Here is a 20,815-nt window from a genome sequence, read left to right on the forward strand (position 1 = left end):
CATCAAGCCACGCCCGCGGATCCGGCTTCGCCGGTCCGCAGGGCGGCGCCCCTCGGGGGCAGGAGCGCAGCGACTGGGGGGCTACATTTGTCTGAACACGTGCACGAAGCTGCGGCTGACCGGCAGCAGCTCCTTGCGATCCTTCAGCTGAATCTCCGCCGTTTCATTCGGCCCCCGGTTCACCTGCACCACCTCGTGCAGGTTCACGATCACCGAGCGATGCACCTGCGCAAAGCGGTCCGGGTCGAGTTCATCGGCCAGCTCGCGGATCGTCTTTCGGATCAGCGCTTCGCCGCCTTCCCACACCACCAGCGTGTACTTCTCGTCGGCCCGCAGGTAGGCCACCTGCTCGACCGGAATGAGCTTCACGCTGGATCCCACCGAGGCCTTGATCCACTGCAGGAACTGCCTCGGCCCCGTGCGCTGGCGCAGCTCACCGGACAGATGCTCGATGACCTGCTCGATGGACGGCACGCCCGCCGGGACGCTGGCCACCTTCAGCCGCTCACGCAGCCGATTCACCGTGTCGGCCAGGCGTTGCTCCTCGAACGGCTTGACCAGGTAGTCCAGTGCCCCCTGCTCGAAGGCCTTGACCGCGTACTGCTCGAAAGCGGTGACGAACACCACCTGCGCGCGCCGGTCGATGGAACGCGCCGCATCGATGCCGTTCATGCCCGGCATGTGCACGTCCAGGAACACCACGTCAGGCAGGTGGATGTCGAACATCTCCACCGCCTCGCGGCCGTTGCGCGCCTCGGCCACCACCTCCAGCTCCGGCCACAGCCGGGCCAGGTGCGAGCGCAGGCGCTCGCGAAGCAGCGGTTCGTCATCGGCGATCAAGGCAGTGATGCGGCTCATCGGAAGGCAGTGTCAGTCGACAGGGGAAGGACCAGTTCGGCGCGCAGGCCGTGGGGCGATTGTTCCTGCAACTCGAAGCGCGCGGCATCGCCGAAAAAGGCCTTGATGCGCGCCCGCAGGTTGCTCAGGCCTGTGCCGGGCACGGCCTTGTCGTCCATGCCCACGCCGGTGTCGGCCACCCACAGCCGCACCACCGACGAGCCTTCTCGCACGGCGCCCACGTCGATGCGCCCGCCCTGCTCGCTCGGGTCGATGCCGTGGCGGATGGCGTTTTCCACCAGCGTGAGCAGGGCCATGGCCGGGAAACGCAGCGCCATCAGGTCCTGGGGCACGGCCACGTCGAAGGCGAGGCGGTCGGGCATGCGCATGTGCATGAGCTCCAGGTAGGCCCGCACCAGGTGCACCTCCTGGCCCAGCGTGGCTTGTTCGTCGTTGAGCCGCGGCATGGCGGCGCGCAGGTAGGCGATGAGGCTCTTGAGCACCGCCGGCGCCTGCGGCGATCCGGACTCCACCAGCGCCTGCACGTTGGCCAGGGTGTTGAAGAGGAAGTGCGGCTCGATCTGGGCGTGCAGCAGCTGCAGCCTCGCATCCAGCGCCTGCCGCTCCAGCGTGCTCCTTTCCAGCGCGAACTGCAGCAGTTGGCTGCGCACCTGCAGGTCACGCTCGCGGTACATCGCGCCCAGCGCCAGCAAGGGGCCGATCACCAGGCTGCAGCCGGCGATGAGGATGAAGCCCGACACCCGGCCCTCGTGCGCCAGCACCGCGGAAACGTCGCCGCCCACCGCCGGCAGGTACACCACGAAGGTCGCCACCGGCGCGGCCAGGGCCACGGCGAACACCCGCACCATCCACATCGGCAGCCAGGTCTGGCGCCACAGGCCCGCGGCGATGAACACCACCAGCAGCACCATGGCGATGACCAGGGTGCGGCCCAGCAGGACGATGAAGGGCGTCACGAACAGCGGATTGAGCGCCGCCGCCACGCTCACGGCCAGCACGATGGCGACCATCACGCGGCGCAAGGTGAGCGCGGCCAGGATCGAGCTGTCCTGGTTGGCGGCGGAAGACGCGGTGTTCATGGAGCGCACGATAACCTGCGCATTGCCCGCTGTCGCAGCGGTGGACGCCACGGAGCGACAGATGACCGAAATGTGGGTGCCGGCCGCGACTGGGGTCCAAAAGAACAAAAGACCGCTGCACATGCAGCGGTCTTTGTCTCTTCTACTGGTCGGCCGGGAATCTACACCTCCGGCCGATGCTTCAGGCCCCCGCCCTTTGAAGCTTGGCAGCCAGCGCCTGCGACAAGGTGTCGGCGCTGTCTTGCAGGTGGGCCCGAGCTTCGGCGCTCAAGCCACTGCGTTTGGATGCGGCGTTGATGCGCGCCAGCAGGGCCTGGGCCTGCACCCGCATCAGGCTGCGGGCATCGGCACGGGTCAACGCCGACGGACGCAGCAAGGTGTTCGCCACGCGGTTCACGTGCTCGCGCTGCAGTTCACGGCGCAGGGCCGGAATGTCGCCGCCCGTGCCCAGCTCGCTCCACACCGACTTGTCCATGCGGGCCAGCAGCTCGGACAGGTGCAGCGCGTCCTTGGGCGCCTTCTGCTCGCTGTCCAGCAGCCGCGACGCCACGGAGTCGCTCATCAGCTGGCCGATGACGGCGCGCTGCAGCTCGATGACCTGCGACACCAGCGAGAAATCGGTGGAGGCCGCCGCCTCGCCGCGGAACACGGCGTCGGTGCGCTCCTGGTAGTCGGTGGCCATCTTGCGCTGCAGGCCGGCGGAGAGCTTGAAGCTGTCGGCCGACAGGAAGCCGCTGGCGAGGATGTCCAGTGCGGCGCGCTGGTCGGCGCTGGGCACCGGCGACAGCGGATCGCGGCCGCTGCCGGCGTGGTCGCGCAAGGTGCGCACGCCGCCGATCTGGCGGGTGAGCGCCGCCGCAGCACGGGTCATGTCGCGCAGGGCGAAAGACACCGAGCGGCGCAGCACGGAGTAGTCCTGGTCGGCCGCGAGCTGGCGGCTTTCCTGGCGCTGCAGCACGTCGCGGGCGATGGCCACGCGCTTCTTGGCGAAGGTGATGATGTCCGAGCCGAGGTCGAACTGGAGCGATTCCGGGTCGACGCCGAGGAAGTTGTCCTCGTCGGTACCGTAGGCCAGCAGGGGCTCGGCACTGCGCGCGGCGATCTTCGACAGCTCGGCCTCTTCCTTGCCGGCCTCGATGGGCTTGTAGGCGTATTCGATGGCCCAGTAGTCGTAGGGGCCCAGCGTGGTGTTGAACGGCGCGGGCTGCTTGTCCTTGGCCGTGCCGGGCATGGCCAGGTTGACGGCGGCGTACTCCATCACCGAGCCGGTGATGCCGTTCCTGGAGGTGAAGTCCGGGTCGGACAGCTGCTTGTCGCTGTAGACGCGCGACGAGCGGAAGTTGTGGCGCAGGCCGAGGGTGTGACCCACCTCGTGCATGGTCACGTCCTTCAGGTAGTCGTAGACGAACTTCTCGGCCTCGGGGCTCGCCGGGTCGAGGTCTCCGCGCGACTCCAGCACATCCATCGCATAGCTCAGCTGCTCAGCCGCCTGTTCGGCGAACTCGCAGCTGGCGATGGCGCGGCCGCGCAGGCCTGTGGGCGTGGGTTCGTGCTCGGCATCGGCGCCGGTGCTGGCCAGCACCTGCGAGCGCAGGGCCCGCTGGTTGCGCGAGGACAGGCTTTCCACGCCGATGTCGGCATCGAGGATCTCGCCGGTGCGCGGGTCCACGTGCGTGGGGCCGATGGCGCCGAAGGTCGGGCCGGAGTTGGTCATCCAGCGGATGGAGGCGCGGCCGAAGTCCAGCGTGTCCCACTCCGCGTCCTCAGGTTGCACCTCGACGCGCACCGCGTTCTTGAAGCCGATCTTCTCGAAAGCCTTGTTCCACTCCAGCACGCCAGCGGTGATGGGCGCACGGTACTTCTCGGGAATGGTGCGGTCCAGCCAGAAGGTGATGGGCTTGACCGGTTCGGACAACGCCGCGGCCGGGTCCTTCTTCTCCAGGCGCCAGCGGTTCACGAAGCGCTGGCGCGGCGTGCGCTCCAGGTCGTCGCTGAAGTCCATGATGGCACTGGTGAAGTAGCCCACGCGGGCGTCGGCCTTGCGCGGCTTCATCGGCTGGTCGGGCAGCTTGCCGATGGAGTAGGCGAAGGTCATGAACATGCTGCGCGGATCAGGCAGCGAGCGGGGCACCGACGGGCCCGCCCCACCCATGCCGGGAACACCTTGCTGGATGGAGCCGGTGGCAAAGTGGTTCAGCGTCTCCAGCACCACGAAGTCGGACGCGCCGCGCACGGTGGTGATGGCCGAATTGCGAGTGTCCAGCGAGTAGCCCTGGTGATAGCGGCGCTGCAAGGCCGCGCTGGTGCCCAGCATGTCGTTGAGGAAGAGCGCGTTGGCCTCGACCAGGATGGACTTGCGCTCCGGATGCGGCTGGCTCAGCACTGCCGTGCTCGCCAGCAGGCTGGGCGAGAAGGCGGCATCCACGGCGCGACCGGTGGGCGTGTTGGCCTTGGCGACGAACTCGGTGTTCTTCGCCAGCATCTGGATGGTGTTGTGAATCCGGCGGAACTCGATGACGGACTCTTCGCCCATCAAGCCGCCGAAGAAGGAGTTCTCGCCGATGCCGGTCTTGGCCTTGGGGCTCAGGAAGAACGGCGTGTCCAGGTCGGTCGGCTTGAGCTCGATCCAGACCTTGTCGTCCTTCTGCCAGAGCGAGAACAGGCCCTCGATGTGTTTCGCGTCCTTGACGATGTCGGCGAAGGGGCGCAGGCCGCTGGCGGCGGCGGCCGTTGCGGCTGCTTTCGCAGCTGCTGCGCTGGCCGACGGTGCGGCCGGCGCGGCGTTGTCGGCTTCGCGGGCGGCGGGATTGACGATGGGCGCCACGGCCGGCTTGGCGACGGCCGCGTTGGCAGTTGGCGCGGCGGTGGCTGTCCGCACGGAAGCTGCAGGGGCCGCGACAGCGGTTGTCGCGGAAGGCACCGCCGGTACTGCGCCGCCCGATGCGCCAGGCGCTTGCGGCGCCGTGACATTCGGCACGCTCGCGCAACCGGCGAGCAGGGCGATCAGGAGGGGGGAAGCGAGGGACGCGGCGAGGCCGCGCTGGAGGGTGGTGTGCTTCATGGCGACCGCAAAACTACTACGGGGCAACTCGAAGCATCGTTCGTGCCGCCCCCAGGATGCCCGACTCAAGCATCCTTCGTGACAAGATTTTGCAGTCTGTGACTGCGAGCGTCATCCGGAGAAGTCCGCTCGCGTCAGCGTGAACTTATTTCAAAGCCTTGAATCGGACGCGTTTCGGGCGGGCGCCCTCTTCGCCCAGTCGCTTCCTCTTGTCGGCCTCGTACTCCTGGTAATTGCCGTCAAAGAAGAACCACTGCGAGTCGCCTTCGGCTGCGAGGATGTGCGTGCAGATGCGGTCCAGGAACCAGCGATCGTGGCTGATCACCAGCGCCGAGCCTGCGAACTCCAGCAGCGCCTCTTCGAGTGCACGCAAGGTCTCCACATCCAGGTCGTTCGACGGTTCGTCCAGCAGCAGCACGTTGCCACCCTTGGCCAGCGTCTTGGCCAGGTGCAGGCGACCGCGCTCACCGCCCGAGAGGTTGCCCACCAGCTTCTGCTGGTCGTTGCCCTTGAAGTTGAAGCGGCCCAGGTAGGCGCGCGAGGGCATGACGAACTGGCCGACAATGATGTTGTCCAGTCCACCGGACACGTCCTGCCACACCGTCTGGTCGTTGGCGAGGCTCTCGCGGCTCTGGTCCACGAAGGCCAGCTTGGCAGTCTTGCCGATGGCCACCTCGCCTGTGTCGGGCTGCTCGACGCCCTGGATCATGCGGAACAGCGTCGACTTGCCGGCGCCGTTCGGCCCGATGATGCCGACGATGGCGCCCGCCGGGATCTTGAAGCTCAGGTTGTCGATGAGCACGCGGTCGCCGAAGCTCTTGGACACGCCCTTGAACTCGATCACTTCATGCCCCAGGCGCTCGGCCACCGGGATGAAGATTTCGTTGGTCTCATTGCGGCGCTGGTAGTCGACGTCGCTCAGCTCTTCGAAGCGCGCCAGACGTGCCTTGCTCTTGACCTGGCGGCCCTTGGCGTTGGAGCGGACCCACTTGAGTTCCTCCTTCATCGCCTTGATGCGGGCGTCTTCCTTCTTCTGCTCGACTTCCAGACGGCGTTCCTTCTGGTCCAGCCAGTCGGAGTAGTTGCCCTTCCAGGGAATGCCCTGGCCGCGGTCGAGTTCGAGAATCCACTCCGCCGCGTTGTCGAGGAAGTAGCGATCGTGGGTGATGGCCACCACCGTGCCGGGGAAGCGCTGCAGGAAATGCTCCAGCCACTCGACGGACTCGGCGTCCAAGTGGTTGGTGGGTTCGTCCAGGAGCAGCATGTCGGGTTTGGACAGCAGCAGGCGGCACAGCGCCACGCGGCGCTTCTCACCACCGGAGAGCACGCCGATCTGCGCGTCCCAGGGCGGCAGGCGCAGCGCATCGGCGGCGAGTTCCAGCTGCAGGTCAGTGTTCTCGGAGCCGGCGGCAGCGATGATGGCTTCCAGCTCGGCCTGCTCGGCGGCCAGCTTGTCGAAGTCGGCGTCGGGCTCCGCGTACTCAGCGTAGACCTCGTCCAGCCGGGCCTTGGCCTGCAGCACGCCGCCGATGCCCTGCTCCACCGCATGGCGCACGGTCTGGTTCGGGTCGAGCTGCGGCTCCTGCGGCAGGTAGCCGATCTTCAGGTTGGGCATGGGGACGGCTTCGCCCTCGATGTCCTTGTCGATGCCGGCCATGATCTTGAGCAGCGTGGACTTGCCCGAGCCGTTCAGGCCCAGCACGCCGATCTTGGCGCCGGGGAAGAAGCTGAGCGAGATGTCCTTGAGGATCTGGCGCTTGGGCGGGACGATCTTGCCCACGCGGTTCATCGTGAAAACGTATTGAGCCATGCTGGTCCTGAGGCGGGTCTTGTGATGAGGGTGCGGATTTCGCTGAACCCGGTATTGTCGCCGCAGCGCGGGCAAGGGGTTTTTCAGGCCCCTTTCCTCGTGTCCCGAGACGACGCCCGAAAGAGCGGGGCCATCCCGGGGCTTCTCGAAACAGTCCCGTCACGGGGGGGCAGGTAGAATGCGCCCACCAGCCCAGACACCAGTCACTGCGCTGCCGTCATTCCTGACACGAGCCACGCGCTCAGCCTTTTCCCTCTGCCTGCGACTGGCGCTCGATGTGTGAGCGACAGGCCGACCTCTGTAGTGACCCCCAATGTCTTTTGACTCCCTCGGCTTGGCCGAGCCGATCCTGCGTGCCGTGCACGAGCAGGGCTACACCGTTCCCACCCCCATCCAGGCGCAAGCCATCCCCGCCGTCCTCTCGGGCGGCGACCTCCTCGCCGGCGCGCAGACCGGCACCGGCAAGACCGCCGGCTTCACCCTGCCCATGCTGCAGCGCCTGGCCTCGACGCCGGCAGTGCGCGATGCGCGCGGCAAGCTGCCCATCCGCGCCCTCGTGCTCACGCCCACGCGCGAACTCGCCGCGCAGGTCGAAGAGAGCGTGCGCAACTACGGCAAGTATCTGAAGCTCACCTCCATGGTGATGTTCGGCGGCGTGGGCATGCAGCCACAGATCGACAAGCTGCGCCGCGGCGTGGACATCGTCGTCGCCACCCCTGGCCGCCTGCTGGACCATGCCCAGCAGAAGACGCTGGACCTGAGCCACGTCGAGATCTTCGTGCTCGACGAAGCCGACCGCATGCTGGACATGGGCTTCGTGCATGACATCAAGAAGGTGCTCGCGCTCGTGCCGCAGAAGAAGCAGAGCCTGCTGTTCTCGGCCACCTTCAGCGACGAAATCAAGAACCTCGCCGACCGCTTGCTGAACAAGCCCGCGCTGATCGAAGTCGCGCGCCGCAACCAGACGGCCGACCTCATTTCGCAGAAGGTCCACCCCGTGGGCCGCGAGATGAAGAAGGACCTGCTGATCCATCTCATCAAGAGCAACGACTGGCACCAGGTGCTGGTGTTCACGCGCATGAAGCACGGCGCGAACCGCCTGGTCGAGCATCTGCTGAAGGCGGACGTCACCGCCATGGCCATCCACGGCAACAAGAGCCAGGGTGCACGCACCAAGGCGCTGGCCGACTTCAAGAGCGGCGAGCTGCGCGTGCTGGTGGCCACCGACATCGCGGCGCGCGGCATCGACATCGACCAGCTGCCGCACGTGGTGAACTACGAGCTGCCCAACGTGCCGGAAGACTATGTGCACCGCATCGGCCGCACCGGCCGCGCGGGCGCGCAAGGCGAAGCGGTGTCGCTGGTGTGCGTGGACGAGAACGGCTTCCTGCGCGACATCGAGAAGCTCATCAAGCGTGAGATTCCGAAGGAAGTGGTGCCGGGCTTCGCGCCCAATCCGGCCGAGAAGCCCGAGCCCATCGTGCTGGGCCGCATGGTGATCGGCGCTGGCGCCGGTCGCGGCGGGCATCGGGCAGGTGGCGGTGGCGGGCGAGGCGGCGATCGGCCGGCGCCTGCAGGGCGTGGCGGCAACGGTGGCCAAGGTGGTTCGCGCCAGGGCAACCAGCCGGCGCGCCAGGGGGCGTCGCAGCCCTCGGGCCGGCAAGGTCAGCAGGCCGCGCGGCCTGCGCAGCCGGGTTCGCGTCCGGCCCAGCCGTCGGGACGTCCGGCGCAACCGGCGGCCCGTCCTCAGCAGGAAAGCGCCCGCCGCGATGGCAACAACCAGGGCCGCCCGCCGGCCAAGGCGGCTGCCCCGGCACCGCGCTCCGAGCCGCGCCGGGATTCACGCGCCCAGCCCCGCTTGACCCAGCCCAAGCGCAGCGACTCCTGATCGGCGGCTGACGCGCACGGTTTCATTCCGTCGCGACTGGACACAGACCTCCATCGAAGCGGCGACTACGGTCGCCAGCTTGGAGGTTCGTCCGATGAGCAGCAACACATGGCGCACGGCCTGGCATGGCCAGGAGATCGTCGTCTACCGCGACGAGGCGGAGGTCGATCGAATTCACGCCTCGCAGATCGAGAAGGTGATCTTCGTCTACGAGGGCGGCGGCGAGTCGCCCGGCGACCTGCGCCACGCCATCGTGGAGACGGCCGACGACTGCATCATCTTCCCCGCCGACACCGGCTTCGCGGGTCGCGTGAACTTCGAGCGGGTGGACTACTGGGCCGGACGCGGCTGCGTCTTCTGGGTTCACCATTCGCAGGCACCGCTGCCCATGCGCATGAGGCGCGGCCGCTGGTGGCTGCGCATGTCGGCCGGCCCCGCCTATGCCCGCGTGCCGCGGTCCGAGCTGGCCTCACTGATCGACCACTGGCCTGTGGAAGGTCCGCAGACCTGGGACCAGCGCAAGTGGCGCCGCATCGAGCGCAACCGACCCTTCGGCAAGCGCGAGGCGGGCAACGATTCCAAGCACGACGATCCGGGCCATCATCACCAGCGCGCCTGATTCTGAGCAGGTGCTGACTGCGCGAACTGCAGCCACCCAAAAACAAAACCCGGCCGAAGCCGGGTTTTTGTTTGCAAGCAGTCGCTGATTAGGCGGCGCTGGCGGCCTTCTTCGCAGCCTTGGCCTTCTTGGTGGCCTTCTTGCCAGCCTTCTTGGCGGGCTTCTCGGCAGCGGCGGGAGCCGAAGCGGAGGTGCCAGCAGCCGGAGCGGCGGCGTCAGCGGCGAAAGCGCCGAACGAGAAGGTGGCGGCGATGATGGCGGCGATAAGCTTGTTCATGGTGATCTCCTTTGAATTCAGAAGGGGGAAGAGCTGAAGCTCGCGAGGCACAACGCGGCCTCGAACGGGCCGGTTGACACCTTTTTTCAACTGAAGAACAAAGGATGGGCCTGGCTCTCGTGCAAATGGAGCACGGGCGTGACACAGCAGTCGACTTCCTCGAAGACCTTGGCCCAATGAGTCAGCGGCTGGTCAGCCAACAGCGCCGCCAGCTCCTTCTTGAGCGACATCGCCGGCTCCGAGCCCGGAGCTTCTCCCCGGCTCCAATGCCGGTCGGCCCAATGCGGACGGCCGATGGCTTCACACAGCTGTCGCCAGAACTTCAGCTCCAGGGCGCCGACAGCCAGGTGGCGGCCGTCGGAAGTCCGGTAAACGCCGTAACAGGGCGCACCGCCGGACAGCAGGTCCCGGCCTGCAGGAGCCGCACGGCCGGCGGTCGCCAGGGTGGCCGCCGCCAGCACGTTGTGGCGGGCAACCTCATGGGTCATGGAGATGTCCACGAAGCGCCCCAACCCGGTGCGTTGTGCCGCGATCAACGCAGCCAGCATGCCGGCCAGGGCCGCCTGGGAGCCACCCAGCAGGTCGCCGATCTGGAAGTTGGGCACGGCGATCTCGCCGTCGTCCGTGCCGATCTGCCCCAGCACCCCCGCCATGGCGATGTAGTTGATGTCGTGCCCCGCCCGCTGCGACCAGATGCTCTTCTGGCCGTAGCCGCTGATCGCGCACATCACCAGGCGCGGGTTGATCTCGTGCAGGACGTCCCAGCCCAGGCCCAGGCGGGCCATGACGCCAGGCCGGAAGCCTTCGATCAGCAAGTCCGCATCGCGGCAGGCGTCGATGAGCGCCTCGCGGCCTTCGTCGTCGCGCAAATCCAGCGTGCGCAGCGCTTTGCCCGCGTTGAGCATGCGAAACGACAGGCTGGGCTCGCCAGCCTCCGCGTCCGCCCGGGTGCGGCCCATGTAACGCGTGGGATCGTCCTGGCCCTGGTCGGCCGGACCTTCGATCTTGATGACCTCCGCCCCCCACTGCGCGAGCCGCAGGGTGGCGAAGGGGCCCGGCAACAGCCGGGTGAGGTCGATGACGCGGATGCCAGCGAGCGGCGGTGCCGGCTCGCTCACTCGAAGCGGCCTTCACGCAGCCACTTCGTCGCCACCCACTTCTCGCCTTCGAGCACGGGCGCACCGCCGTGCAGCGTGCGTGTCATCGGGTGCGGGCGGTCGTAGCTGAAGAAGACCGCATTGCCCTTGACCGGGCCGACCTCGAAGTTCACGTCCGGGAAGGTCGTGGCACCGCCGCGCGTGGGGGTGTTCAGGTACATCACCAGCGAAGCGACGCGCTGGCCTCCGCGCTTGAGGATGCTGGGCGTGCCGGGCTGCGCCGGGTCGAAGTAGTCGTAGTGCGGCTTGTACTCGGCCCCGGGCCGGTAGCGCAGGATCTGAAGGCCTTCGCCGTTTTCCAGCGGCCACTGCAGCAGGTTGGCGATGCGCGCCTCGATGCGCCGGCAGATGTCGTGCTCGCCGCGGGTGAAGAACATGCCCTCGCTGGTGCGGGCGGAATTGACCTCGCTGCCGCCGGTGTCCAGCTGCACGGTTTCAGACCGCGTCAGCCGCTTGGCGGCCAGCGCCACGAGCTCGTCGCATTCGTCGTGCGACAGCAGTCCGCCGAAGACCACCACCCGCGGGCTGCGCATGTGGCTGAGCACCTGCACCTCGCGGTCGCCGGCGTTGAGCATCACCTCGCCAGCCATCATGAGCGGCTCGGGCACCACCACGGGCATCGGCAGGCCGTTGGCCTTGGCGTGGTCGGCCAGGTAGCTGCGCAGGGTGTCTTCCAGCGCGACGACCGCGACCTCCTCCTGCCAGCCGCTGTCGATCATCGACTTGAGCACCGCATCAGGCGGCTGGCCGGCAGAAGCCTGGGCCACGATCCATTGCCGGAGTTCCGGGGTGATTTGCTGGGTCGTCGTCGTGTTCATCCGGCGATTTTGCCGGATGAACCCACGCGCTCGTCAATGCGGATTGCCCGCGCTTTCGTGCCCTTTGGTTTCAGGCCCGTTTCACAGCTTCAGCAGCTTGAAGGCGTGCGTCCACTCGTTGCGCGCCAGGCCGGGAATGCACCACAGCATGCACAGCGGCTCGATGGCGCGGGCGGCGACGGCCGTGCCCATGTCGGCCACGTCCCAGCCAAAGGATTGGGCGATGCCCGAGACAGTGGCCTTGGCACCCGTGTCGTTGCCGCAGATGAACATGGTGGGCGGGCCGTTGCGGAACTGCGGATCGACCATGAAGGCTGAACCCACCGAGTTGAAGGCCTTCACGAACTTCACGCCCGGATACTCGCGCTGCAACTGCTCCAGCAACGAATCGCTGCCGCTGGTGAAGAACTGCAGGACGCCGTCCACCGGCGGCTTGTCGGCGATCGGGTTGTTCGTGTCGATGACCGTCTTGCCTTCGAAGTTCTTCACGCCGGCGGCCTTCACCGCGGCGATGGCGGCGTGCCCCTTGACGGCCAGCACGATGAGTTCGCCGAAGGCTGCCGCGTCGGACGCGCTGGCCACCTGCGCCTTGGGGTTCGACGCCTGCCAGTCGGCCAGCTTGGCCGGCGCGCTGGTGCCCAGCGTGACCTGGTGGCCGTTCTTGAGGAAGCCTGCCGCCAGCGATTGCGCGACGACGCCCGAGCCGATGATGCCGATCTTCATGGTGATCTCCTGGGTGGAACTGAGTTGCGATGGATGCACTGTAGGCATCCGCCTGATTCACCGGAAGTCATTGCCGGTTGATGGATTCACAACTTTCAGTTGAGAATCGACCCATGAAGCAATTGCAGGGAATGCTCGCCTTCGTCGAAGCCGCCACCACCGGCAGCCTCACCGCCGCGGCCGAACGGCTGGAGGTCACGCCAGCCGCCGTCAGCAAGAGCCTGGCCCGGCTCGAAGAGCAGCTGGGCGTGCGGCTGCTCCAGCGCAGCACGCGGCGGCTGTCGGTCACCGAGGAAGGCGCGCGCTTCCTCGACAAGGCCCGCCTGGCGCTGCGCGCGCTGGACGACGCCGTCACCGACGTTTCCCAGGCCGCGAGCACGGCCGCCGGCCGCGTGCGCATCTCGGTGGGCATCAGCTTCGGACAGAAATGGGTGCTGCCGCTGCTGCCTGCGCTCACCGCGAAATATCCGCAGCTGAGCATCGAGCTCGACCTGGACAACCGCCCGGTGGACCTGGTGGCCCAGGGCTACGACATCGGCATCCGCGGCGCGGTGATGGCAGACAGCAGCCTGGTGGCGCGGCGCATCTGCCCGCTGCCGGTTCTTCTGGTGGCCACGCCCACGTACCTGCGCCGGCACGGCACGCCCGCCAGCATGGACGACCTGGAGCACCACGACTGCGTGGCCTGGCGCAGCAGCAGCGGCGTGATTCCGCCATGGCTCTTCAGGCGTGCCAATGGCAAGCGCATCGAATACACACCCAAGGCACGCCTGACGGTGAGCGACCCGGAAGCGCTGGTCGATGTGGCGCTGGCGCATACCGGCATCACGCAGACCGCCGTGTACCACGTGCTGCCGTTCCTGCGCTCAGGCCGGCTGAAGATCCTCATGGCCGACACGCACGATGCGGGCGACCGCGAGATGGTGCTGCACTACGCCCATCGGCAGTTCCTCGCGCCGCGCGTGCGGGTGGTGGTGGATGCGTTGCTGGAAGGCCTGGCCGGCGTCGAAGACCTGCGCCTGATGCCCGCCGACTTGTCGCAGTATCTGGCCGAGGTGCCTCAGTCCACCAGCCGGCGTCGGAACACCAGCCGGTCAGGCTCCGAGACTCGCGCATCGAAGGCGTAGCCCTCCAGGTCGAACGCCTCCAGCTTCCTGGGCGTGGCGATGCGGTTCTGGATGGCATAGCGCGCCATCAAGCCCCTGGCCTTCTTGGCGAAGAAGCTGATGACCTTGTACTGCCCGCTCTTCCAGTCCTCGAACACGCATTCGACGACGCGCGCCTTGAGCACCTTGCGGTCGGCGGCACGGAAGTATTCCTGCGAGGCGAGGTTCACGATGACGGGCGATGCATCGGCCGCGAGGCGCTGGTTCAGGTGCTCGGCGATGGTGTCGCCCCAGAAGTCGTAGAGGTTGCGGCCGCGCCCGGTCGCCAGGGCCGTGCCCATTTCGAGGCGATAGGGCTGCAGCTTGTCCATGGGCCGCAGCACGCCGTACAGGCCGGAGAGGATGGCCACGTGCTGCTGTGCCCACGCGAGGTCGTCCGCGTTCAGCGTCTTGGCGGCCAGGCCGTCGTACACGTCACCATCGAAGGCGAGCACGGCGGGCTTGCTGTTCTTCGCGGTGAACTTCGGTGACCACGCGGCGTAGCGCGCCACGTTCAGCGAGGACAGGGCTTCAGACAAGTCCATCAGCTCGGAAATCTCCTGCGTGCTCTTTGTCTTGAGCACGTCGATCAGCTCGATGGAGTGGTCGATGAACTGCGGCGTGGTGGCCTTCTTGTTGGATGCGGGCGTCTCGTAGTCGAGCGATTTGGCAGGCGAGAGGAGATAGAGCATGGCGCGGATTATCTGTGCGCCGCGCCCGCTCACTTGAAGTCGCGGCTTCGTGTCGCCAGCCCTTGCATCAGCGCCGTGTGGTCCACGAGCTGGATGGCCACGAGGTGCATCACGCCCTGCTCCGCCTGCCAGCGGCCATACACCGTGAGCAGCGAAGAACCGAGCAGCGCACGCCGCTGTGATTCGGCCACCGCAGGCCACACGATGACGTTGACCTGCCCCGTCTCGTCTTCCAGCGTGACGAAGATGGTGCCGTTGGCCGTCTGAGGGCGCTGCCGGTGGGTCACGAGCCCGCTGGCCCGCGCCAGCCGGCCGCTGGGGTAGGTGCGCAGCACCGCCGCCGGCTGGATCTTGAACTTCGACAGCTCCTCGCGCAGCAGCGACACCGGATGCCGCTTGAGCGTGAGCCCGATGGAGCGGTAGTCGGCCAGCATGGTCTCGACCTCGCTGGGCGCTTCAAGCTCCACCAGCGATTCATTCACGCGGGTCTGCCGCAGCATCTCGGTGGGCCGCGTGTCGATGCCGGCCACGCTCCAGGCGGCCTGGTGGCGGTTGCCGGTCAGCCCGAGCAGGGCATCGGATTCGGCGAGCACGCGCAGCTCATGCGCGTTGAGGCCGGCGCGGCGGGCGAGGTCTTCGACACTGGCAAAGGGTGACTCGTCCCGAGCCTTGACGATGCGATCGGCGGCAGCCTGCGACAAGCCATTGATGCGGTTCAATCCCAGCCGCACCGGCACCAGGGATGCGTGGTTCGCCGTTGGATCATCCAGCGGCACCACGCCCTCCAGCACGCAGTCCCACACGCTCACCTGCACATCCACCGGCCGCACGGTCACGCCGTGCTCGCGGGCATCGCGCACCAGTTGCGCCGGCGCGTAGAAGCCCATGGGCTGGCTGTTGAGCAGGCCGCAGAGGAAGGCATCCGGGTGGTGGCACTTCACCCAGCTGCTGTTGTAGGCCAGAAGCGCGAAGCCCGCGGCATGGCTTTCGGGGAAGCCGTATTCGCCGAAGCCCTGGATCTGCTTGAAGATGCGCTCGGCGTATTCGCGGTCGTAGCCCTTTTGCACCATGCGGCCCACGAGGCGTTCGTGGAAAGGCCCGAGCCCGCCCTTGCGCTTCCAGGCGGCCATGGCGCGGCGCAGCTTGTCGGCCTCGCCGGGGGTGAAGTCGGCGGCCAGGATGGCGATCTGCATCACCTGTTCCTGGAAGATCGGGATGCCCTTGGTGCGCTCGAGCGCAGGGAGGATTTCCTCGGGGCACTCGATCTGGCTCATGGGCAGGGTGCGGTTGCGCAGGTAGGGATGCACCATGCCGCCTTGGATCGGCCCGGGCCGCACGATGGCGACCTCCACCACCAGGTCGTAGTAGGTGCGTGGCTTGAGCCTGGGCAGCATGCTCATCTGCGCACGGCTCTCGATCTGGAACACGCCGATCGTGTCGGCCTTGCAGATCATGTCGTAGGTGACCGGATCCTCAGCGGGAATGTGCTGCATCTTGTAGCCGCTGCGGCCCAGCTTCTGCCCGATGAACTCCATAGACCGCCGCAGCGCGCTCAGCATGCCCAGCGCCAGCACGTCCACCTTGATGAGCCCCAGCTCATCCAGGTCGTCCTTGTCCCACTGCACCACGCTGCGGTTCTCCATCGCAGCGTTCTCCACCGGCACGAGCTGCTCGATCTGGTCGCGCGCGATCACGAAGCCGCCGGGGTGCTGCGACAGGTGCCGCGGAAAGCCGATGAGCTGGTGCGTCAGCTCCGCCCACAGGCGCGTGATCGGCGCATCAGGGTCGAAGCCGTTCTCGCGCAGCCGCTCGGGGCTGATGCTGCGCCCGTCGTACCACTGCTGCCCCTTGGCCACCGCATCGATGCGCTGCAGGTCGATGCCCAGCGCACGGCCCACGTCGCGCACCGCCGAGCGCGGCCGGTAGCTGATGACCACCGCCGTCAACGCCGCGCGGTGCCGGCCGTACTTGCCGTAGATGTACTGGATGACGTCCTCACGCCGCTGGTGCTCGAAGTCGATGTCGATGTCCGGCGGTTCGTTGCGTTCGGCGCTGATGAAGCGCTCGAACAGCAGCGTGGCTCGCTTGGGATCGACCTCGGTGACTTCCAGGCAATAGCACACCACCGAGTTGGCGGCGCTGCCGCGGCCCTGGCAAAGAATCTTCTGGTCACGCGCCCAGCGGACGATGTCGGCCACGGTGAGGAAGTACGGCTCGTACTTCAGCTGCTGGATCAGCGCGAGTTCGTGCTCGATGGTCTTCAGCACATCCGCAGGCGGACCTTCGGGATACCGCTTGGGCAAACCCTGCTCGACCAGCTTGCGCAACCAGCTCGTCGGCGTCTCTCCTTCGGGCACGATCTCCTGCGGATACTCGTACCTCAGCTCCGACAGCGAGAAGTTGCAGCGGCTGGCCAGCACCATGGTGTTGTGCAGCCACTGCGGCTCATACAAGGCAGACAGTCGTCCGCGCGAGCGCAGGTGCTGTTCGGCATTGGGTTGCAGCTTCAATCCGCATTCGGCCACCGGTGTGTTCAGCCGCGTGGCGGTGAGCGTGTCCTGCAGCGGCTTGCGCGAGCGCACGTGCATGAGCACATCCCCGGCGGCAACGATGGGCAAGTCGCTGAGCTCCGACACCTGCCGCACCATGTCCAGCAAGTCATCGTCGCCCGCGCGGTGCAGCAGCTCGATGGCGATGGCCGCGCGCTCACCGAACCAGCGCTTGAGCCACATGGCCTGCGCGTACACCGCTTCGACGCCTTGCGACACATCAGGCACCAGCAGGCCCAGACAGTCGGGCAGGCCCGTGAGCGTGGGCGCATTGGGCACCTTGCCTTCCACATCACCCGGATGCGCAAGGTACTGCCCCTTCGCCGCTCGCCGCCGCGCCACGGTGATCCAGTGCGAGAGGTTGCCGTAGCCGCGCCGCGTCTGCGCCAGCAGCACCAGCCGCGCACGCGGTGCACCGGTCTCAGGTTCGGTCAGGCGCATCTCCGCGCCGATGATGAGGTGCAGGTTGCGCCGCTTCGCCTCGGCATGCGCACGCACCACGCCGGCCACCGAGCATTCGTCGGTGATGGCCAGTGCGCCGTAGCCCAGTTCATGCGCCCGCTCGACCAGCTCTTCAGGGTGCGAGGCCCCGGTGAGGAAGCTGAAGTTGCTGCGGCAATGGAGCTCGGCGTAGAGGGGAAGCGACATGGCGAGGACCGCCGGTACTGCGGAGGACCATGATACTGTATGCCCATACAGCAAATCCATCAGCAGCAGGGTTTCCCCGTAGACTGCGCCGATGCACATTTCACGGCTCCACCACGTCGCCATCATCTGCAGCGACTACCCCCGCTCCAAGCGCTTCTACACCGAGGTGCTGGGCCTGCCGGTCATCCACGAGACCTACCGCGCCGCGCGCGATTCCTACAAGCTGGACCTGGCCCTGCCCGACGGCTCTCAGATCGAGCTCTTCTCTTTCCCCGGCGCGCCACCGCGTCCGTCCTACCCCGAGGCGCAAGGCCTGCGCCACCTGGCCTTCGGGGTCGCTGATGTGCAGGCCGCGGCCGACGAACTGAAAGCCCAGGGCATCAGCGTCGAGCCCTTGCGCGTCGACGAGATCACCGGCCAGCGCTTCACCTTCTTCGCGGACCCCGACGGCCTGCCGCTGGAACTCTACGAATCCGCCTGACCATCACCACAACCACACGAGGACAAGACCCATGCAACTCATCGGCATGCTCGATTCACCCTACGTCCGCCGCGTCGCGGTCTCGTTGAACCTGATGGGCATCCCCTTCGAGCACCGCTCCATCTCGGTGTTTCGCACCTTCGACCAGTTCAAGGCCATCAACCCCGTGGTGAAGGCGCCCTCGCTGGTGTGCGACGACGGCGAGGTGCTGATGGACTCCACGCTCATCCTCGACTACGCCGAAGCGCTGGGCACGGCCAGGCGCAGCCTCGTGTCCACCGACGTCAAGACCCGCCAGCACGACCTGCGCGTGACCGGCCTGGCGCTCGCGGCCTGCGAGAAATCGGTGCAGATCGTGTACGAGCATGAGTTGCGTCCGGCCGAGAAGGTGCACGCCCCCTGGCTGGACCGCGTGACCGGCCAGTTGCATTCGGCCTATGCGCTGCTGGAGCAGGAACTGCAGCGCCGCCCGCTGGAAAGCGGCAGCGAGCGGATGTCGCAGGCCGGCGTGACCGTCGCGGTGACATGGCAGTTCACGCACATGCTGCTGCCCGGGGTGGTGGACGTGGCAAGGCATCCGGCATTGCAGGCCTTCTCGACCGCGGCCGAGCAACTGCCCGAGTTCCTGGCAGCGCCGCCGAAGTGATCACGCCCGCGAATCTTCCGACAAGGACACCCCATGCCCATCCGACTTGCCCTTGCGTTGTCCCTGCTGATGCCCCTGGCCAGCCATGCACAGCTCGCCGTGACTGCGCAGCAGGACCACGAGGCCCTGCTCTCCAGCCCTGACGCCAGGCTCGCGGCCAACAAGCGTCTCGTCTACGACTTCTGGCGCGAGGTCTTCGAAGGCGGCCACATGGAACTCGCGCCGAAGTACATGGCCGAGACCTACATCCAGCACAACCCCAACGTGCCCACCGGACGAGCGGCATTCGTCGACTTCTTCTCCAGGTTCGCCAAACCCAAGCCCATCGAGGCCAAGGTCAAGGCGCCGCTCGTGGCCATCACGGCAGAAGGCGACCTGGTCGTGCTGAGCTTCGTGCGCGAGCTGCCCGACCCGAAGGACAACGCCAGGAAGTACACCACCACCTGGTTCGACATGTTCCGCATCGAGAACGGCAAGATCGCGGAGCACTGGGACGCCGCGCCCAGGCAGCCGTGAGGGCCCGCCGATCGCGCGTGGTCATGCTGACGGCGATGGCGCTGATCGTGGCGCTGGGTCTCGCGTCGCGCAAGCTGCCCGGCTTGTTCCCCGTCGCGCTCGGCAAATACCCAGGCGATGCGCTGTGGGCACTGATGGTGTTCTGCATCGCCGGTGCGGTCCGGCCGGCGGCGTCCACGGCACGGCTGGCGGCTGTGGCGCTGGGCATCTCCTTCGCGGTGGAGTTCAGCCAGCTCTACCACGCACCCTGGATCGACGGCATCCGCTCCACCACGCTCGGCCACCTGGTGCTGGGGTCGGCCTTCGGCTGGATCGATCTCGCGGCCTACACCGTGGGCGTCGTCATCGGCGCTGCGGTCGACGCCCTGTGGCGCAAGGCCCGGCAGCCGTGAGCGGCTTGCACGAAGCGGGAGAATCCACGCCATGACCATGCTGCGCGCCATCCAGTCCGACATCACCACGCTGAAGGTCGATGCCATCGTCAACGCCGCCAACAGTTCACTCCTGGGCGGAGGCGGTGTCGATGGCGCCATCCATCGCGCGGCGGGCCCGGAGCTGGTGCAGGAATGCCGGCTGCTGCACGGCTGCAAGACCGGCGAGGCGAAGATCACCCAGGGCTACCGTCTGCCGGCCCGCTTCGTGATCCACACCGTGGGCCCGGTGTGGCGCGGCGGCACGAATGGCGAGCCCGAACTGCTGGCGTCGTGCTACCGCCGCTCGCTGGAAATCGCCCGTGAACGGCAGTTGCGCTCGATCGCGTTTCCGGGCATCAGCACGGGCATCTACGGCTATCCGCTGGCTGAAGCCACCTCCATCGCGGTGGACACTGTTCGTGCAACGCTGGCCGATGCCGGCACCATCGATGAAGTGATCTTCTGCTGCTTTTCCGCGCAGGCACTCGCGGTCTGCCAGGACTTGCTGGCCCGCCGCGATTCGTGATCCCGCCGGTCCAGGATGTAGCATTGTTGGGTCCTGCCCTCGCCCAGGAACGGGTTGCATGCGTCCACACCTGATTCATCTGACCGCCGTCGCGCTCGCCGTCGCCACTTCCGCCCTCGCCGCCGGCATTCCGCCGGCCGCGCAGACCGCCATCCAGGCCGTGAATGCAGCCGCCGCGCGCAAGGACTACGCCGCGCTGGAAGCGCTGATGACCAACGAATTCATCTGGAGCTACAAGGGCGACCCCAGCGCCACCGCCGCGATCGCGGAATGGCAGTCGCATCCGAAGATGCTTAAGGAGTTGCAGCACGTCACCACGATGGCCTGTGAGCAGCGCTCGACGCTGATCGAATGCGGCTCGACCGCCAAGGGCAGCTTCCGCGCCGGCTTCAGGCAAACGCCTGCAGGCTGGCGCATGGTCTATTTCGTCGAAGGCGATTGAACATGGCCCGTCATGCACGCCCCTGGTTCGCTGTTGCGCTGGCTCTGGCCGCCGGATTCGCCTCGGCCGAGGAACGCGCGAACTACTTCAACGACCCGTTCCTCCAGCTCACCAGCGGCATCGCTTCCTGCCCGGTGCCCGAAGGCCCGCTCATCACCGAAACCCAGCGCCGCGAGCAGGCGCATGGCCGCATCGAACGCGGCACGAGCTGCTTCCAGGCAGGGCGCTGCAGGCTGCCCAATGCCTACCTCTACGACAAGGAAATCATTCCGCGCGTGAAGAAGGCGGTGGACTTCGCTGCAAACTTCGCCGACACCAGCGTCTGGGCCGAAGGCCAGCGGCGCTGGGTCTGGCTCAAAGGTTGCGTGCGCAGCCAGGAACAGTCCGACGCGCTTGAACGTCTGGTGCGCAGCATCGACGACGTCGAGAACGTCATCAACCAACTCACCATCGTCCCCACCCCGTGA

20 protein-coding genes are annotated in these 20,815 nt (G+C 67.1%); 10 read left to right on the forward strand and 10 right to left on the reverse strand.

All coding sequences use genetic code 11. From position 1 onward, the window contains the following. Positions 1-81 precede the first annotated feature (81 nt). From DZC73_RS08135 to ettA, 4 genes are all read right to left on the reverse strand, one after another. Complete coding sequence (locus DZC73_RS08135) at positions 82-858, reverse strand: LytR/AlgR family response regulator transcription factor (RefSeq protein ID WP_124539737.1); 777 nt, start codon at positions 856-858, stop codon at positions 82-84. Continuing rightward, a complete protein-coding gene (locus tag DZC73_RS08140; protein ID WP_161974497.1) occupies positions 855-1,937 on the reverse strand; it encodes a sensor histidine kinase in 1,083 nt (360 codons plus the stop codon). Before DZC73_RS08140 ends, DZC73_RS08135 begins: the two co-directional genes overlap by 4 nt. Positions 1,938-2,118: 181 nt before the next feature. After that, a complete protein-coding gene (locus DZC73_RS08145; RefSeq protein WP_235835039.1) occupies positions 2,119-4,815 on the reverse strand; it encodes a zinc-dependent metalloprotease in 2,697 nt (898 codons plus the stop codon). Between the two features lie 328 nt (positions 4,816-5,143). Next, positions 5,144-6,808, reverse strand: a complete 1,665-nt coding sequence (ettA, locus tag DZC73_RS08150; protein WP_124539740.1) for an energy-dependent translational throttle protein EttA — start codon at positions 6,806-6,808, stop codon at positions 5,144-5,146. Positions 6,809-7,121: 313 nt separating this feature from the next. Here ettA and DZC73_RS08155 point away from each other — a divergent pair, with 313 nt between their 5' ends. Together DZC73_RS08155 and DZC73_RS08160 are read left to right on the forward strand one after the other, a co-directional pair. Continuing rightward, positions 7,122-8,696, forward strand: a complete 1,575-nt coding sequence (locus tag DZC73_RS08155) for a DEAD/DEAH box helicase (RefSeq protein ID WP_124539741.1) — start codon at positions 7,122-7,124, stop codon at positions 8,694-8,696. 94 nt (positions 8,697-8,790) lie between these two features. Beyond that, complete coding sequence (locus DZC73_RS08160) at positions 8,791-9,315, forward strand: hypothetical protein (RefSeq protein WP_124539742.1); 525 nt, start codon at positions 8,791-8,793, stop codon at positions 9,313-9,315. An 88-nt stretch (positions 9,316-9,403) separates the two neighbouring features. Here the strand turns inward: DZC73_RS08160 and DZC73_RS08165 are convergent, their stop codons facing one another. From DZC73_RS08165 to DZC73_RS08180, 4 genes are all read right to left on the reverse strand, one after another. Further along, positions 9,404-9,592 carry a hypothetical protein gene (locus tag DZC73_RS08165; RefSeq protein WP_124539743.1) on the reverse strand — a complete coding sequence of 63 codons (189 nt, stop codon included), beginning with the start codon at positions 9,590-9,592 and terminating at the stop codon, positions 9,404-9,406. Between the two features lie 86 nt (positions 9,593-9,678). Next, positions 9,679-10,710 carry a CaiB/BaiF CoA transferase family protein gene (locus DZC73_RS08170; protein ID WP_124539744.1) on the reverse strand — a complete coding sequence of 344 codons (1,032 nt, stop codon included), beginning with the start codon at positions 10,708-10,710 and terminating at the stop codon, positions 9,679-9,681. Then, on the reverse strand, positions 10,707-11,567 hold the full coding sequence (locus DZC73_RS08175; protein WP_124539745.1) for a 2OG-Fe(II) oxygenase: 861 nt from the start codon (positions 11,565-11,567) through the stop codon (positions 10,707-10,709). Before DZC73_RS08175 ends, DZC73_RS08170 begins: the two co-directional genes overlap by 4 nt. Positions 11,568-11,648: 81 nt before the next feature. Next, a complete protein-coding gene (locus DZC73_RS08180; protein ID WP_124539746.1) occupies positions 11,649-12,338 on the reverse strand; it encodes an NADPH-dependent F420 reductase in 690 nt (229 codons plus the stop codon). Positions 12,339-12,403: 65 nt separating this feature from the next. On the opposite strand from DZC73_RS08180, the gene DZC73_RS08185 reads away from it, so the two are divergent. Then, positions 12,404-13,417 carry a LysR family transcriptional regulator gene (locus DZC73_RS08185; protein ID WP_161974498.1) on the forward strand — a complete coding sequence of 338 codons (1,014 nt, stop codon included), beginning with the start codon at positions 12,404-12,406 and terminating at the stop codon, positions 13,415-13,417. Here DZC73_RS08185 and yaaA read toward each other — a convergent pair. After that, positions 13,351-14,127, reverse strand: a complete 777-nt coding sequence (gene yaaA / locus DZC73_RS08190) for a peroxide stress protein YaaA (RefSeq protein WP_124539748.1) — start codon at positions 14,125-14,127, stop codon at positions 13,351-13,353. The two genes, DZC73_RS08185 and yaaA, sit on opposite strands and share 67 nt — an antisense overlap. Before the next feature lie 29 nt (positions 14,128-14,156). Continuing rightward, the gene (locus tag DZC73_RS08195; RefSeq protein WP_124539749.1) at positions 14,157-17,324 is read right to left on the reverse strand and encodes an error-prone DNA polymerase; all 3,168 of its coding nucleotides are present in this window, start codon (positions 17,322-17,324) and stop codon (positions 14,157-14,159) included. A 91-nt stretch (positions 17,325-17,415) separates the two neighbouring features. On the opposite strand from DZC73_RS08195, the gene gloA2 reads away from it, so the two are divergent. From gloA2 to DZC73_RS08230, 7 genes are read left to right on the forward strand one after another with little or no spacing between them, the layout of a single operon-like run. Continuing rightward, positions 17,416-17,805: an SMU1112c/YaeR family gloxylase I-like metalloprotein gene (gloA2, locus tag DZC73_RS08200; protein WP_124539750.1), complete on the forward strand. Its 390-nt coding sequence runs from the start codon at positions 17,416-17,418 to the stop codon at positions 17,803-17,805. Between the two features lie 31 nt (positions 17,806-17,836). After that, positions 17,837-18,451 (forward strand): glutathione S-transferase, encoded by a 615-nt coding sequence (locus tag DZC73_RS08205; RefSeq protein ID WP_124539751.1) that lies wholly within the window; start codon positions 17,837-17,839, stop codon positions 18,449-18,451. Positions 18,452-18,484: 33 nt separating this feature from the next. Further along, positions 18,485-18,967 (forward strand): nuclear transport factor 2 family protein, encoded by a 483-nt coding sequence (locus tag DZC73_RS08210; RefSeq protein ID WP_124539752.1) that lies wholly within the window; start codon positions 18,485-18,487, stop codon positions 18,965-18,967. Next, positions 18,964-19,359, forward strand: a complete 396-nt coding sequence (locus DZC73_RS08215) for a ribosomal maturation YjgA family protein (protein ID WP_124539753.1) — start codon at positions 18,964-18,966, stop codon at positions 19,357-19,359. Before DZC73_RS08210 ends, DZC73_RS08215 begins: the two co-directional genes overlap by 4 nt. A gap of 31 nt (positions 19,360-19,390) precedes the next feature. After that, positions 19,391-19,906: an O-acetyl-ADP-ribose deacetylase gene (locus DZC73_RS08220; protein WP_124539754.1), complete on the forward strand. Its 516-nt coding sequence runs from the start codon at positions 19,391-19,393 to the stop codon at positions 19,904-19,906. Positions 19,907-19,964: 58 nt separating this feature from the next. Continuing rightward, a complete protein-coding gene (locus DZC73_RS08225) occupies positions 19,965-20,348 on the forward strand; it encodes a hypothetical protein (protein WP_124539755.1) in 384 nt (127 codons plus the stop codon). Positions 20,349-20,350: 2 nt separating this feature from the next. Then, a complete protein-coding gene (locus DZC73_RS08230; RefSeq protein WP_124539756.1) occupies positions 20,351-20,815 on the forward strand; it encodes a BON domain-containing protein in 465 nt (154 codons plus the stop codon).

Source organism: Rhizobacter terrae (assembly GCF_003852895.1).
Lineage (GTDB): Bacteria > Pseudomonadota > Gammaproteobacteria > Burkholderiales > Burkholderiaceae_C > Albitalea > Albitalea terrae.

Excerpts from the sequence above, each read along its gene's own strand:
- DZC73_RS08135 (WP_124539737.1), bottom strand. The coding sequence starts at position 858 with ATGAGCCGCATCACTGCCTTGATCGCCGATGACGAACCGCTGCTTCGC.
- DZC73_RS08140 (WP_161974497.1), bottom strand. The coding sequence starts at position 1,937 with ATGAACACCGCGTCTTCCGCCGCCAACCAGGACAGCTCGATCCTGGCC.
- ettA (WP_124539740.1), bottom strand. The coding sequence starts at position 6,808 with ATGGCTCAATACGTTTTCACGATGAACCGCGTGGGCAAGATCGTCCCG.
- DZC73_RS08155 (WP_124539741.1), top strand. The coding sequence starts at position 7,122 with ATGTCTTTTGACTCCCTCGGCTTGGCCGAGCCGATCCTGCGTGCCGTG.
- DZC73_RS08160 (WP_124539742.1), top strand. The coding sequence starts at position 8,791 with ATGAGCAGCAACACATGGCGCACGGCCTGGCATGGCCAGGAGATCGTC.
- DZC73_RS08165 (WP_124539743.1), bottom strand. The coding sequence starts at position 9,592 with ATGAACAAGCTTATCGCCGCCATCATCGCCGCCACCTTCTCGTTCGGC.
- DZC73_RS08175 (WP_124539745.1), bottom strand. The coding sequence starts at position 11,567 with ATGAACACGACGACGACCCAGCAAATCACCCCGGAACTCCGGCAATGG.
- DZC73_RS08180 (WP_124539746.1), bottom strand. The coding sequence starts at position 12,338 with ATGCCTACAGTGCATCCATCGCAACTCAGTTCCACCCAGGAGATCACC.
- DZC73_RS08185 (WP_161974498.1), top strand. The coding sequence starts at position 12,404 with ATGAAGCAATTGCAGGGAATGCTCGCCTTCGTCGAAGCCGCCACCACC.
- yaaA (WP_124539748.1), bottom strand. The coding sequence starts at position 14,127 with ATGCTCTATCTCCTCTCGCCTGCCAAATCGCTCGACTACGAGACGCCC.
- DZC73_RS08195 (WP_124539749.1), bottom strand. The coding sequence starts at position 17,324 with ATGTCGCTTCCCCTCTACGCCGAGCTCCATTGCCGCAGCAACTTCAGC.
- gloA2 (WP_124539750.1), top strand. The coding sequence starts at position 17,416 with ATGCACATTTCACGGCTCCACCACGTCGCCATCATCTGCAGCGACTAC.
- DZC73_RS08205 (WP_124539751.1), top strand. The coding sequence starts at position 17,837 with ATGCAACTCATCGGCATGCTCGATTCACCCTACGTCCGCCGCGTCGCG.
- DZC73_RS08210 (WP_124539752.1), top strand. The coding sequence starts at position 18,485 with ATGCCCATCCGACTTGCCCTTGCGTTGTCCCTGCTGATGCCCCTGGCC.
- DZC73_RS08220 (WP_124539754.1), top strand. The coding sequence starts at position 19,391 with ATGACCATGCTGCGCGCCATCCAGTCCGACATCACCACGCTGAAGGTC.
- DZC73_RS08225 (WP_124539755.1), top strand. The coding sequence starts at position 19,965 with ATGCGTCCACACCTGATTCATCTGACCGCCGTCGCGCTCGCCGTCGCC.
- DZC73_RS08230 (WP_124539756.1), top strand. The coding sequence starts at position 20,351 with ATGGCCCGTCATGCACGCCCCTGGTTCGCTGTTGCGCTGGCTCTGGCC.